Annotated in this window: 7 protein-coding genes and 2 pseudogenes; 2 read left to right on the top strand and 7 right to left on the bottom strand. The window is 59.9% G+C overall.

Going from position 1 to position 14645, the window contains the following annotated elements:
* Window positions 1-7: 7 nt before the first annotated feature.
* The 5 genes and pseudogenes from KBX07_RS10305 to KBX07_RS10290 all read right to left on the bottom strand — a co-directional run bounded on the left by KBX07_RS10305 (window position 8) and on the right by KBX07_RS10290 (window position 11309).
* Complete coding sequence (locus KBX07_RS10305; protein ID WP_256024043.1) at window positions 8-2389, bottom strand: 3'-5' exonuclease; 2382 nt, start codon at window positions 2387-2389, stop codon at window positions 8-10.
* A 12-nt stretch (window positions 2390-2401) separates the two neighbouring features.
* Window positions 2402-8740, bottom strand: a complete 6339-nt coding sequence (locus KBX07_RS10300; RefSeq protein ID WP_256024042.1) for a DEAD/DEAH box helicase — start codon at window positions 8738-8740, stop codon at window positions 2402-2404.
* 74 nt (window positions 8741-8814) lie between these two features.
* Complete coding sequence (locus KBX07_RS10295; RefSeq protein ID WP_256024040.1) at window positions 8815-10155, bottom strand: NB-ARC domain-containing protein; 1341 nt, start codon at window positions 10153-10155, stop codon at window positions 8815-8817.
* A gap of 245 nt (window positions 10156-10400) precedes the next feature.
* A pseudogene (locus tag KBX07_RS11470) lies at window positions 10401-10644 on the bottom strand (type II restriction endonuclease subunit M); the annotation flags it as partial.
* A gap of 437 nt (window positions 10645-11081) precedes the next feature.
* Window positions 11082-11309: a hypothetical protein gene (locus KBX07_RS10290; RefSeq protein WP_256024039.1), complete on the bottom strand. Its 228-nt coding sequence runs from the start codon at window positions 11307-11309 to the stop codon at window positions 11082-11084.
* A gap of 309 nt (window positions 11310-11618) precedes the next feature.
* Between KBX07_RS10290 and KBX07_RS10285 the strand changes: the two genes are divergently transcribed.
* Both KBX07_RS10285 and KBX07_RS10280 read left to right on the top strand, forming a co-directional pair.
* The gene (locus KBX07_RS10285) at window positions 11619-12830 is read left to right on the top strand and encodes a hypothetical protein (RefSeq protein WP_256024037.1); all 1212 of its coding nucleotides are present in this window, start codon (window positions 11619-11621) and stop codon (window positions 12828-12830) included.
* Entirely contained in the window at window positions 12827-13096 is a 270-nt protein-coding gene (locus KBX07_RS10280) for a hypothetical protein (RefSeq protein WP_256024036.1), read from the top strand. Before KBX07_RS10285 ends, KBX07_RS10280 begins: the two co-directional genes overlap by 4 nt.
* 97 nt (window positions 13097-13193) lie before the next feature.
* On the opposite strand, the pseudogene KBX07_RS10275 reads toward KBX07_RS10280, so the two are convergent.
* Both KBX07_RS10275 and KBX07_RS10270 read right to left on the bottom strand, forming a co-directional pair.
* Window positions 13194-13559, bottom strand: a pseudogene (locus KBX07_RS10275) (type II restriction endonuclease subunit M); the annotation flags it as partial.
* Window positions 13560-13618: 59 nt separating this feature from the next.
* The coding region (locus tag KBX07_RS10270; RefSeq protein WP_256024032.1) for a hypothetical protein at window positions 13619-14645 on the bottom strand (1027 nt) is incomplete at its 5' end.

Here is a 14645-nt window from a genome sequence, read left to right as displayed (position 1 = left end):
CCAAGATTTAGATTTCAGGAAGTAGATTCGACGGCTCTCCGGTAGCAGTGATCACCAGCTCGTCGCGGGCCCTTGAGGCCGCGACGTAGAGCAGCGACCGCTCGCGCTGGAGCGCTTCGCGCGCGTCTTCCTCGGAGAGGTCCTTCAGCCGGTAGCGGAGAGGCATCAGCTCCTTGCCCACCCCCATGAGGATAACGTGGGTGAACTCCATGCCTTTGGCTCCGTGCATCGTCATGACGGAGACTTGCTCGTGCGAAGCACGTTCGGCGTTCCGGGTGGCTACTGCATCAATTCCTCTGTCAGCGAGGCCGGAGACAACGCGCGAGATCTGACCGCGGGTGCGGCACATAACGCCGATATGAACCTCCTTGTCCGAATCCATCCACCGGGAGATGTAGTGATCCGCGACATCGAATTCCTGCTCCTCCGATTCGACTCGCACCAGATACGGTTGCGGACCCGTGCGGGCGGAACGGTAACCGGCAACGGAGTCCGTTTCGCCCTCACCGTCCAGGTAGGCCAATCCCTCTTCGCCTGCGAGGATCCGCAGCGCGTACTCGAGGTTCTCTTTGGTGGTACGGTAGTTCAGCGTCAGGCGGCTGGAGGCGCGACCACGCGTGGAAATGCCGAAACGCGAAAGTCGAAGCGGTTGTCCGTAGATGCGCTGGTGGGAATCCTCAGCGATGAAAATGTCGTTCGGCCCTTCAGCAACGCATGCCCGCAAGAAACGCCAGTGGCCGGCGTTGAAGTCCTGGGCCTCGTCCACGACGACGTGGTCGAACAGTGAGCCCCCGCCGTTTTCGTGGCGCACTCTCAAAACCTCGGCGCCGACAGCTGACATCGTGGGCCAGAAGAGTTGGCCGTCAACGGCTTGGGTCTGCATGACGGATTGCATGATGTCCCAGATGAGCTTGCGCTGTTTGCGGTTCAGGGGCGTTCCTCGCCCGGTGCGCGCGACCTTCAGGTACTCGGCCTGGCTGGTCACGCTGCCGCCAAGGACGACGCCCTCAAATTCTTGCTGCAAGAATGTCTGGTTGGCAATGGAACGGGGGAGCTCTTCACTGGCGGATTCAACAGCTGTCTCCCACACCTGCTCCGCATCGCGTTCAAGGTAGGGGCGCACACGGGATGCGGGGTGTCCGAGCACGCGCTTCGTCGCCACCTCCACCTCGGACGAGGAGGCGAGAGTGAGCACTTGGCGCACCACGGCATCGATGTTGTCCACCCAAATGCCCTCTTCACCTGGATTAGATGCCTCAGGAAACTGAGCGTTCAGCGCGTTGAGCTGGGATTTCAGCCCTTGGGCTAATCCCTTCGTGTACGTGGTCAGCAAGACTCGTGGAGGCACCTCGCCAGCATCTTGATTGGGCACCGAGCGCCGTGCGAGATTGTTCGCGCGGTGCACCGCCACCACAGTCTTGCCGGTGCCCGCACCGCCGAACACGCGCGAAGATCCGCTCCGGGCACCCTCCGCCATACGGCGCTGCTCCGGGTGGATGTACACGCGCCATTGGTCGAAAGATCCGGCCTCGATGACCGCGCGCAGGGAGTCAGTGTCAACGTCGTCCACGTACGCGAAGTCGAGCTCCGCTGCAGGGTGACGCAGACCCGCAAGCAAGCGTGTGTCCTCGTCGGAGGGGTCTTCGTGCGGGTCGAGCTTCTGCAGCCCGAGGGACTCCCGGACCTGCTCGACCGTGTACCCGGCTGCCAGACCAAGGAGCGCGTCGTGCTCCCAGGTCGGGCGGGAATCAAGGAGCAGCTCGAGTTCTGTTTCGGTCTCGGCCTTCCATACTGCCTCAGCAAGCGACTGCTCGATGCCGAGCTCTTCGTACAAGCGTGCCGGGGTATAACCGTGGCGTTCCATTTCGGTCCGGGGAGCGGGCTTTTGCTTATCGACGACAACCGCATCCACCCCCTTCTCCTCCGACAACTGAGCTGCCCGCTGCAATTGTTGCTCGGCAAGCATTTTCGCCGCTTCGGCCGCAGCTTTCGCTTTGCGCTCGGACTCGGTGTCACCGGTGGCGCGATCGGAATCATCCGGTGCGGCGGGTTCTTCCTGGATGAGCTGAGTGAGACCGTTGACTGGGTTGACCGTCAAACGCAGGCGAGCAGGATCCAGCCGCTGCGCTGTCGCGTTGCCTTCATCGTGGGAGTCGACGTCAACGAGGACGAAGTGGTGCGTCTGCGAATCCCTGATTTCGAAGAGCACTGCGCGGAACTGGTCGTTGACGCGGCCGGTACGTACACGTTTGTCCACGGCGTTGTTGAGCGTTTTGATGCGTAACGACGGGTTCGCCGGGTCTTCCGCGAGCTTTTGCAGGAAATTCATCACCGGCTTGTACAGCGCGCCGTCGAGTTTCAGGCCGCTGTAGAAGCTGAACGTCACCATCTGCGTCACTCCTTACCCCAGCAACGCCGCCGGGATCGTCTGCTCGTCGAGTGTATCCGGGTACATGAGCGTCCAACCGTCTTCCCGTAGGCGGGTTTCCGCGTCGGCGTAGGAATCGTCGCGCTCGATCAGCAGCGCAATCTTGCGGTCCGGCCAGGCCACTGCGGTGGGCAAGCTGCCCACCTCTTCACCGATCTCTTCAGTCGCTTCCGCGCCGGCGTGCGCCAGCAGCCGCAGGGCGGCTACCACAACTGATTCGTCTTCGAACTCCTCGATGGCATCCGCCCACGCAGCCGGGTAGTCACCCGTGTCCGCGCCTGCGGGCACTGCTGGCGGAACCTCCGTCTCGGTTACCGGAATTTCATCGTGTTCGCTGATGGCGATGATCACCGGTGAATCCGCTAACCAGAGAATATTGGCGAACCGCAAGAAATCCCGCCAATTGCCCTCAGTGATGGAACCGGCAGTAGGCGCATCCACGTAGAACCGCTTCGCGTGGAACTGCCCTTCCGTGACGGAACCCCCGACGTGTATCTGATTGTTGAATGTGAGCCGTGGCCCGCTGGGAGTATTCGCTGCACGCACCTTCGGTGTGAGGAGCAGGAAGAGCGCTTTGTCCGACATCGCGTGCATGCTCGTCACTGGGGTGGCCAGATAGCTAAGCAACTGCGTCACCGGCGAGGACTTAAGGAAGCTCCACCCGCCTGCGCCAAACCCGGCAAGCTCAGGTTGATTTTGCACCACCGTCCAGAATGGAGGTTCCTCGACTTGGTCTTGCTCCTGCTTGAACCACTCAATATCCGCATCGGTGACGCTCCACGGCAGCCAAGATTCTTCGAAGTGGAGCCGGTTGCGCTTCACGATGTCATCGGGGAAACGATAGTGCGCCTCACTGATGTGGAACGCAACTCCGTCGGTATAGACGGCGACTGGGCGCACCCCGGGGTTCGTGCGGTGTGTGAACACAAAATCAGGTGTGGTGTACCCCTTGTTCACCTGTTCGCGCATCTTCCAGGACTCGCCGTTTGTGAACGTGATCTGCCATTCCACTTGCCCGGCGTTGGGTACGTCCTTCACCGTCGCATGGCGGTCTTCCAGCGCTTTGCGCAGCACTTCCCGGAACTTCACCTCCAAGTGGGAGGAGGTATCGTGCTCCGGCGCGTGAGTCTGCGTCTCCCATGCGACCGTTAAGGGGTCAAGTTCGGGTGCCGGGTGAACCTGGTCGGCGAGGATGGAGCGCAAAGCACGTTCAGCTGCTGCCCGGGAGGTGACCTCGATCTGGGTCCAGTGGGTGTAGGGCAAGAGGCAGTCCGGGCAGGCGAGGCGTTCATCGCTTGCGCACGAGCATGCTTTGACCCGGATGAAGGCCTGCTCGAGCAGGCGGCGCACATCTTCGGGGGAAGCGAACTGCGAGAGGTATCCCGTTCCACCGGGCACGTTGTCGTGCATCAACAACGCCTCGACTGTGTCCCCCTTGTGATCCGGCACGCGTACCGTGACCACGCCCAAGTGATCCGGACCTCCGCCGAGCACCTCCTTGAAACCCAACCGAATGGCGGCGGTGAGGCTGGGAATGGTCGAGTTGTCGCCGGCGGTCAACTGCACCGGCACGTGCAGCAGCACACCCTGGGTCTGCAGCGTGCGCGAGAGCGCGACGGTCACCGATTCTTCCTCCCGCGCTGTGCGCTTCGGGCACCACGGGCGGTGATCCCACTTGGAGTTCTCGCCGTTTTGTGAATCTAGATGGCCGCAGTAGTTGCACACGGTGAACAGCGGTGCGTCGGTCTCCTTGTCAGCAAACACCTTCTTCGCCGACGGACCTCGGCCGAGGTTGAACCAGCTCAGGTTCACATACCGGAGGTACTCCGCTCCAAAGCCCTGGGACAGGAACCAGCGCGCACCGCGCCCGCCCTCAGGCACGGAGAAGCTCAAAGCGGTGTGATAGCTGAGTTCGTGGCGGTCGTCGCGGGAGTCGTCGATAAGCGCACGTGCTTTGTCCACCTCTGCGGACACCCGGCGCATGCGCACGGTGTCCACAATCTGCCCCTTGTCGGCAAAGGCGCTGGCTCCGCACTCGGGGCACGCCCCAGAGTGTGGCGAAGCCACTACCCGCTCGCCGTACGAGCAGGCTGGGCACAACCGCCACTGCTCGATGTCGGCGCCGTTCATGCCGACCTCAACCGCGTCCACCTTGGCGGCGATGCCGCGGGCGTAGAAGGTGTTGCCCGGCGCGAGCTCTGTAAGCGCCGAGGACACGCCGCGGGAGAGCTCGAACGTCTCCGGGTTGATCTGCATCGTGGAGGGGTCGAGCTGGGACACGACGACGGCAAGCTCCACAGCGTCGTCGAGCAGCGTGAAGTTGGGCAGAAGGCCGTAGCGCTCCATGGCGGAAATCCAGTGCTCTTTGAGCAGGATCGAGTTGAGATCCCGCGAGATCCGCTTATATGCCGCCTTGGTACTGCGTTTCTCGCGCTCCAAATCCGGGTCAGCGTTCTCAGTGCCCGCGTTCGGGTCCACCTTTGCCTCGAGTTCGACCACCCGCTCCTGCAGTGTGTCCCGGCGCGCGGTGAACTCTTTCACCTCGCTATCCCACAGCGTCCGGGTGCGCTGCATCTCCCCGGTCAGCGAATCGGGCCCCTGCCCGCACACCCACTCGCGCACACCGTCCACGGTGGCCTCGTCCACGAACCCGGCAATGGTTGCAAGGAACGCCTCAACGCGCTCCTCGACGCCCAGTCTGACCTCGTCCGCCAATGCATTAAGCAGCGACGCCTTGCGGAAGCTGAACACATCGCTCGCCGTCTGCACATCCAACCCGTGCGCGTTGAAGTCGAGCGTGTCCACCACATACGCGGTGGCTTGGCGGCGCAGGATCTCTGTGGCGGAGAGGAACGCCGCCGGCGGCACCACGTTGCCCGCGATGACGGACAGCGGCTGGTTCAGCTTCGGCAGCGTGGTACCGCGCCCCTGCACGAACGCGAGCACGAGCGAGTTGCCGGTGAGACGCCCGGCGCGCCCGACACGCTGCACATACGAGGACACGGACTTGGGCAGGGAGGCGAGCATAACCGTGGAGAGGTCCCCGATATCAATACCCATCTCCAGCGTCGGCGTGGCCACCAGCACGTTCGGCGCGCTCGGATCGCCAGCGTCCTCGCCGCCGCGAAACGCCCGCTCAAGCGCCAGGCGCTCCTCCTTAGGAATCAACCCCGTGTGCTCCCGCGCCACAATCGCGCGCGGGGTGGTCGAAGAGTACAGCTGCGAGTAGTAGTTCGCCGTAACCCCCTCCACGCCAAGCGTTCCCGGGCACCCGGGCGTCGGGCACGGCACACCATCAAGCAAATCGCGGGCGTGCTTGTCTGCGCCCAAGGTCGCATTACACACCTCACACTGCAGCAGTGCCGGTTCCTCCTCGCACCGCACCACCACGTGCTGCGGCGCAATGGCATACATAGTGGCGCCGGTGTCGGTGGAAATGGTCATGACCACATCGCGGTTCGCCAGCTCCCGGAACACGTTGGTGAGCACCAGCGCCGCATCGTGGGTGCCGATCCCGAGCACCTTGGATGTCCATCGCGCGTAGCGCCCACGCGGGCTGCCCAGCGGGGTGACCCCGCGGTCCTTGTCATCCAACGCTGGACCGGAACGCGGAAACTCCGGCGCACCGCCCTTGGGAAAGCGCCGCATGCCGCGCGCCTTGGCGTAGCGGTTATGCAGGCGCCACGAGTTCGCGTCATCCTGCAAGTAGCTGGCCAGCATCGGCGTGTACACACCGCCGCGGTCGCGCACCTGCTCCAGAAGCCCGCGCATCCACCGCAGTTGCACCTCGTCCGCGTCCGCATCGACGACATCGAACAGACCCGCATCGATGCTCTTCAGCGCCTCCCGGGCAGCCTCCACCAACACCGCATCATCCACCGCCACCGACGGCGCGAGCGAACCCGTGGACACCAGCGAGCGCGGCAGGTGCGCGCGCTGCCCGAACTCTAGCGCGGCGTCCAGCTCCAACCGCTGGAGCACCGCAGTTGTGGCCTCGCGCCGGGCATTTTCGTCCGCGTCCTTGGACCAGAACGGAACGAACGTCGGCGCATCCGCGATTTCCGGCGGCAAGAGCTCGAAGCGGGCGCGCAGCGGGTCCTCGGCAGCGTCGGCGCGCTCGAGGATCCGCAGCGGCATCTGCGCGATCGACACCCCCTCGTCGTCGGCGCCGGAGCCTGCGACGGCGCCAACGACCGCCCGCATCAACGTTCGAATCCCAAACGCCCGCGCCCGCGACTGCACGAAGCCTGCCCGGTGCGCTGCGTCCTGCACCGAGTCCGCGAACACCAGCGTCTTCTTCTCCTCCTGGGCAAGCGAGGGCATGCCGAAGAGGTTCGACAGCCCCACCGAGAGCAGCGTGGCCACGCGCGAACCGATGTACCGCACCGCGTCCGGTTCCCCGCAGTTCGGGCACACCTGGTCGCGCGCGTAATCCTCCGCCCCCAGGCCCGAGTACGTGAGCACAGGCACCGAGCTGCCCTCCGCACGCGCTTCCTCGCTCGGCTCGGTCGTACTCAGCGTGCGCGTGGACGTGTGGAACCACATCAGTGCGCGCTTGCCGTCTTCATCATCAAACGCACTCAGCTCCGCGCCATCTGCGACAGCTCGGCGGTACTCGTTCGTGGCATCGATGAGCGGACGCTGGACCTCAGGCTTATCGACGCTCGCCTTCCTGATCGCCCCACCATCCAGCACCACCGCATCGGTGCCGGGCTCAAGCGCCGTCATCCACCCGGCGCGACCGCATTCGCGGCAGTAGATCGCGGGCAGCCACACCGCGGCGTCCCCGGCACCGAGTTGTCCATCGTCCCCGAAGCGGAACACCTGGCCGTCCTCGGTCGGCGTGACCGCGCGCTCGATGCGGGAGACCTCACGCACCCACAGGTGTGTCTCCACGCCGGGCAGGCGCTTGCCTCCGAAGCCGTACTCCTCCCCTGCCAGTGCGCGCACGTGCGCCACAGCGGTGAGCAGGTGAGTGACGAACTCCCGTGCCGTATCCTCGCCCAAACTGCGCAGCACAATCGGGTCGAACATTGCCTCCGGCAGCGTTTTCGTCTCTTCACCCTCGCGTTGGATGAGGGGTTTGGCTTTGCCGTCCCCATCCAGCAGCGCCCTAGTGATCGGGTGCACCGCGTACGCCGCGATCGTCGCGTCCAGGTCCGCACCCGCATCCAGGCCCCACAGCCGCGTACGAAAGATGTCTAGCACCACGTCCGCGTGGTCGCGCCCGGAGGAATCGTTTGCCACTGCGTCCACGATCCCGCGCAGCTCATCGATGTCCGGCGGCAGGGCAACGGCGCCACGCCCGAAAGTCTGGCCGATCTCCTCAGTCCACTCGTCGTACGTGAGTGTCTTCTCACTCACCAACGCATTCGGCGTGAACGTTTCCCCGAAGATGGTGCCCGCGAACTCCAGCACCTTGGAGCGGTCATCGTCGCCGCCAAGCGTTGCCGAGGTTGCCACCGGCGTGACCCGCCCCAACGGATTCGAGGCGTACTCACCCACGAAGCCGTCCGGCTGGTGCTCCTTCAACATCAACCCGAGACGGCGCAGCAGCAGCGCAACATCGGTGCCCTGCGCACCGTCGTACGTGTGGAACTCATCCAACACCAAGTACTGCATCGACGTCGCAGACTTGCGCCAGATCTCCCGGTCTTCGGGGCGCAACAGCAGCTGATCCAGCATCTTGTAGTTGGTGAGCAAGATGTCCGGCGGATTCAGACGCATCTCTTCGTGATTATTGATCAGCGAATGCGCCGTCACCTTCTTCACATTGCCCCTGGCCTCACCGGTGTAGATACCCGCCGTGACCCCCGCCAGCGCCGGCTCATCCGTAATCAGTTTGGCCAATCGATCCGCCTGGTCGTTCGCCAGCGCGTTCATCGGGTACAGCAGCAGCGCCTTCACCCCAGTGTGCCCCTCCGCCCGGGCACGCGCCGCGTGATCCAGCACCGGGTACAGAAAGGACTCCGTCTTACCCGAGCCCGTACCCGTGATCACCAGCGTGGGATCCGGGCGACGATCCCCGTGCTCATCCCGGCTACGTAGCCTGCGGAACGCCTCCACCTGGTGGTGATACGGCGTGAACCACGACGGCAGCCAGTCCAAAATCCCGTCCCACCCAATCGCACGGGCATAGGGCAACCGCACCCGCACGTACGGACCATGGAACATGCCCCGTTCCGTGTCTTCGAGGAACGCCTTCAGTGCGTTGGACGTCTCCGGGTTCGCCAGCGAGAACGCAGTAGCCAGATACTCGGAGACACCGCCTAGGACGTGCTCGGATGCGTGGACGGGGATGAGGGTAGACATCGCTCTAGGTTAGTCGATCAAAATAAACCATCTCAGCCAGCTATTCGCGGAAGCAGGGTGCTCCTACACTTCGTTTATTCTAGTTCCGCTGTCTCACTCCGCATCCCGTTGTTCCACACGTTGTCTCCCCAACGCAGGAAGTACGCAAAAAACGGGTCCGCGACATAAATGTGCGCCTGAGGAGTATCGCGTCCAACGACCTCCACTACGGGCTCACTGCTCGACAAGAGGAGTTCATCAGATTGCTCATCGAACTCTACCTCCTCCTCACCAATTCTGGTGGATGCAATCGCGTTAATGAAACCAGCGACTCGCGAAATGTCGTCCGCCCGCGGTATGCCGTCGGCTGTAATTGAGGCAATATTGTTCCGCAATTCGTTCATCGATAGATCGAGTTTTGGAAGCGAACAAGCAATCCCAGCAAGAACCAATCCATACGTGTCAGTGGTTTCACCGTTGTTCAACATCCGCAGCTTTCGCGGGGTGCCCTTGGTTTTGGGCCCATCAAGCAGCCGTTTAACCCATTTCCCTGCGTCCATTGATACCTGCGACTTGAAAAATTCATCCCAATCCGACGGAGCCTTAAGTTCCTCCTCCAATGGTGAGGTCTTTTCAACCTTGTTGACATTGCGAACAAGCGTGCGGCACGCTTTTTGCATAATGTGGGGGCTGCCAAAGCTTTCTGCTGCCAATTTCTGCCTGATATCGGTCGGCATAGTGACATTCAAGATTGAGCAACCAGCGCTAGCGATCTGTTCCAGCTCCCCTTGGGTCCACCTAGGGATAACTACGTGTTCAATTCTCGCCCCCATATCATCTACGGCCTCAGATACATCGTTCCAGCGATGAGTAATCGCAATAACGACAACCCTGAGACCTAGATAGACCAATGGTTTCAGCGCTTGAACTACCTGCTCTTGCAACTCTTTAGAAACGAAGTGAAAATCGTCAATTACGAGAGTGAACCTATTTTCTTTAATCCTATTGGTCACCTCGTTTTCCAGCGAGATCGGAAGGCTTTCGTGGAAACTCTGCACGGAACCTTCAGATCGTCCCCCCTCTCCAGCAGCGATAGCCGCATTCAAACTACCCTTGACTTCATTCGTTACTTGACGGGACTTTTCAACCTCATCAACCACTCGAACCCCGGTCGCTACAGCTAGTCGCAACCACAGCTTTTCGATGCCGTCAATTTGCACGCCGTCGATCCAAATTGGATCTTCAAAACAGCGACGCGCCAAAACTGTTTTGCCGCTCTTTGTAGGCCCTGTTAGGACAACTATTGCTCCGCCGTCATCGACTTTCTCTTTTAGAGCGTCCTCCAAGCCAACGTCTTCTCTTGGATTGTAGGTGTACTTCGGATCCATGCCAGGTACAAATACGTCGGCGGTACGCAAATTTGCATTTTCTTCCATACCGAAGATTGTAAGCATCTAGCGATTTCTCCGCCGTGTTGAACGGCTTCGGTCATGTGCCTTTCGGTGAGATGTGATAGCTGAGTCGAAGGGTAACTGGTGGTGGCCGCCCCGCATCTCCCAGAGCCCACCATCAGCAAGCGTTACACCACACTAAGGGACGCAACCTGACTCACGCTGAACATCCTTTCGTACGGACACAAGATCCGCACAAACAGGGTGTCCACTAAACGAGGGTAACCTCACTCACGCAACGCCGCGTCAGCCTTCACAATCTCCTTCGGCACCTTCCGACCATTCGCATCAAACCGATCCTCCTGGTCATAACGCCGCATCACCGGAAACTGCGTCCGATTAATCACGCACAGCTCATTCGCTGTACCCCCCACCCAACGACAACGCAACAATCGCATCGATCTCCACCTGCGCAGCACGCCGCTCCTCATCCTTACGCAGAGGCGTATCGACGTCCCATGCCCCCGTCAACTCTTAGTAGATGACCATTCACGGCCTTAACCGCGGTGTTGATCCTCACGCCAGTTCTCCAATCTTAAACCTGGAATGCGGGGAAACTCTCCAGTATTGGCCGTGATTAACGTCAGATCGTTCCTCACTGCCTGCGCTGCGATCCAAAGATCGTTCCCCCCGATCATTCGGCCGCTGTCTAGCAGCCCCGCCCGAAGCTCCCGTAAACATGCGCGCACTGTTCATCGACCCCTACTCTTGGCCGGCCCTGCAACAGTAGGTCATACACCCGCCGCGCAAGTTCCGGGTTGCGTGACCGCTGTTTCCCGACTGGATCTCACCTATCACGATTGTGGATAGCTACAATTCATTGCTTGAACACGACGAGACCGCAGCGGAGACCTGTGCTTCTCGGCCACGCTCGAGATCAATCCAAACATTGGTGACCAGTAGGTAACTCATCAGCCGTTGCGGTCTCCACCTTCACCTTTTGCGGCCGGGCGATCAATCTCAGGCACCGGATTAACGGGTAGATCAGCGAGTTCATCAATATCGATAAGGTCTTCGTCAACCCCATGCTCTTTCTGAAACTCCCTCAACCGAGCGATCACGTCTCCGAAATTCTCCTCGACCGGGCGTACAAGAAGCCCTTCAGACACCTGTTCGATGAATGCACTGCCTTTCAACACGGAACGCAGCTGGAATACGAACAGCCTGGCTATTCCCGGACCTAAATACGGTGGTTCGCAGACGCTTATCCCTCATTGCCTCCGTCATGCGACCAACCTCCTTCGGGACACGGAATTTCGCCTTTATCGCTAACGGTATATACGGCTGTACGCGCGATCAATCGTCAGTGAAGCATTGGGCGCGCATCTCGTGCTCGCTTGCCTGCTATTCTGCATGCCATACACTTCCTCCTGAAGTGCAGCCGCTCCTTGGGTTGAAAGCACGGCCCCGATACGATGTAGCTCAAAACCCAACCACCAGGAACCCCAATGGCCCTCCAAAACATCTCCCGCAGCACCAACGCGACCTCCGATACTCAACATCTCGCTGTTTTCGGTGAAAGCGGCAGCGGCAAGACAGTGCTCCTGTCATCGTTTTACGGGCATATGACCGAACCCAGCACCATCGTGAGCAGTGCCTACCGTGTGACTGCAAAGGACTCGTCGCAGCACCGCTCCCTCCGGCAGGTCTACCTCGGTATGCGGGATCTAGACCGTACACCTCCGGCAAACCGATTCAAGAAGAATTCCTTTGAATTCGATGTCTCGGTGAATCAGCCAGCGGATCCGACGGCAAAGAGGGCGCCAACCCCTAGGAGGATGGTGCTCGTTTGGCATGACTACCCGGGGGAGTGGCTGGAGGAAACACCAGGGACACCGGAAGAAAAGCAGCGTCAGAAAGACACCATCGCAACACTCATGGGCTCCGACGTAGCACTGTTGCTTATCGATGCCTCACGGCTCACCACCGACCCGGACACACAAGCCCGCTACCTCAAATCTGTCCTCGGAAACTACCGCGAGTCGATTCAGCGAATGCGACAAGACCTCATCCCGGATGGAAAGCTCCTGGTGGACTTCCCGCGAATCTGGGTATTCGCCCTCTCAAAGGCGGATCTTCTCCCAGAAGTCACAGCTGCACAGTTCGCTGATCTCGTCACCCTCCACGCAGCTGACGAGGTTAATCAACTGCGATCAGACATTGGACAATTGGTGAAGGGAGGTGCAGTCGCCATCGGCGAAGACTTCCTCCGGCTGTCCTCGGCACAGTTCAAGCCAGGCCATATCGACACCGGCACAACCATCGGCCTCGACACCATCGTGCCACTTACGATGCTGCTCCCCATTGGCCATTTCGCACGCTGGGAGGAACGCAAGATCCTGCCCGCCCGCAAAGCGCGTGAAACGTTATTCAAGTTCACCAATCTCACCGGCAAGCACAAACTCGGCCCGAAAGCCCTAGCCGGCAAAGCGCTTGCGAACCCGCTGCTCAAGAAGCTTCCAGGATTGAAACACATAAATAGCATCGCCGAGATGGCGGCGTTCCTCAGCGCTGCTGCACTACTCGGATCGGATCAATTGAAGCGCCTCGAGGAGAACACTAAAGCGAACCACGAATATCTTGAGGCAGCTCTTCTCAATTTTGAAGCGACGCTCAGGCAGGCAGAAGAACAAGGCGTATTGGCCAGGAGGCAGGCGTGAGATTCATCTGGGCGACCCGAGGCAGGGACTGGGGTTTCACATTCCTACGAGACGGGGGCCTCACCGACCCCCTGCCTACATACGAAGAAGCATTCGCCGGAACGAATCCGACGCTGACTACCCTGCGTTTTAACGATCCCGAAAGCCGCACCGACCGAGCGGGACGAGTCATCGAACACGATTTCGTATTCCTTGACCCCACGGAGAATCCCACCGCAGAAGACGTGTGGCAACTCGTTGCCGACGAGTTCGCCCGCAAGTACTAGATTGCCGCGGATTGCGTCAAGGTCTTTCTTATAAGCGGCCAGCTAGTTCAGAGGTAGAGTGCATCTGTCATATATGTCCGCTTCTCCTCGAACGTGCTCACTCCCGCGCCATCCCCTCAAACCGCGCGTACGCCTCCCGCATATCCGCCTCCCGGTCCAACTGCCTAAACGGATACCCGTAGACGTACTCCACCCCCGACTGTGGATGCACCCAAGTCCGATCCGCCACCGACAACTCCTCACCGTCCTTCAACTGCGCATCGGCCTTCACAATCTCCTTCGGCACCTTCCGACCATTCGCATCAAACCGATCCTCCTGGTCATACCGACGCATCACCGGAAACTGCGTCCGGTAGATCATGCAGAGCTCATCCGCCGTCACACCCAACGACAACGCCACAATCGCGTCAATCTCCACCTGCGCTGCACGGCGCTCCTCATCTTTTCGCAGAGGCTTTTCGACACCCTACCGTTCCCCAATCAACCCCTTCCTTATGCAGGCATAGCTATAAAATACCTCTTCTAATTCTGGTCAACGTCGACGCCACTCTCCCCGAGAAAATTGTCTAACGCATTGTTGAGTCGAAACAGGATGATTTTGAAATCGTCTCTGGAATCCAATCCCTTTAGACCCATCGCTGCGAAAGCTTTCACTGTTTCTGAGTTACGAATATGCGCTATCCCGCCGCGCGATCGCAGCCCTTGCAAATCTCTTAGAGTCTGGACCCAGCCAGCTGGCAGGTCGTTCTTTTCTAATACCGTCGAGAGATTTGCCAAGTGCTTTTTCGGGTCGATCTCCTCTCCTTTTAGCGCACGGTTGATTGCCCTCCCGTTTATGGAGTCGACCAAGAATTTAGATAAAGTAAGCACAGGGTCCGTGAGCGCAGCAGGATCCGAGGATAATGGCCCAATCAAAGCATTTAGTTCTGCGTCGAGATGAACATCGGGACTCCGCCATATAGGAAACCCAAGCTCATCCTCAGTGATCTTGTTGATCCGTTTAACCTTTCTACGAATCTCATTCACTGCGTCGGGAGAATCTGCCCACTGCCCTAAAATGTCCCGCCGAAATCGACCTTCATCGATTCCGCCTTCGGGAGCCACATTGTGAATGCGCCAGTGCTGGTGTTCCTCAGATGGAAGACAAGTACCGATATCACCAAGATAAACGACCACGAGATCGTGTTCGTTTATTGATATGTCAAGCCCCCACAGATTGAGACATTCTAATCTCGAAGTGCTTATTTTATAACGACTTGGGGAGCTCGCATATTTGTTCAGCACGTCCTTAGAAAAGTAGACCGGCGTCAGATAATGCGGCGCACCAGGGTTCTTGTCGAAATAATTATTCAGCGTATCCGGATCGGAAGTATGCCGAATTGCCTCGCCGTCCTCCGATATCCCGATGATGAAGTCCTCGTATTCAGATGGATCGGATTGCCACTGGAGCATACGAGGTTTTGAAGTCCCTAGTGAAGCGTCCTGGTTTTCGTTCCGCTTATTGAACGCCCAACGGCTGGGCGTGTGATTGTTGATAGTAGGCGTCTTC

The sequence above is a fragment of the Corynebacterium sp. CCUG 70398 genome (assembly GCF_024454055.1).
In the GTDB taxonomy this organism is placed as follows: Bacteria; Actinomycetota; Actinomycetes; order Mycobacteriales; family Mycobacteriaceae; genus Corynebacterium; species Corynebacterium genitalium.
The sequence above is the reverse complement of the archived record's forward strand: the minus strand, read 5'-3'. Positions and strand labels throughout refer to the sequence as shown.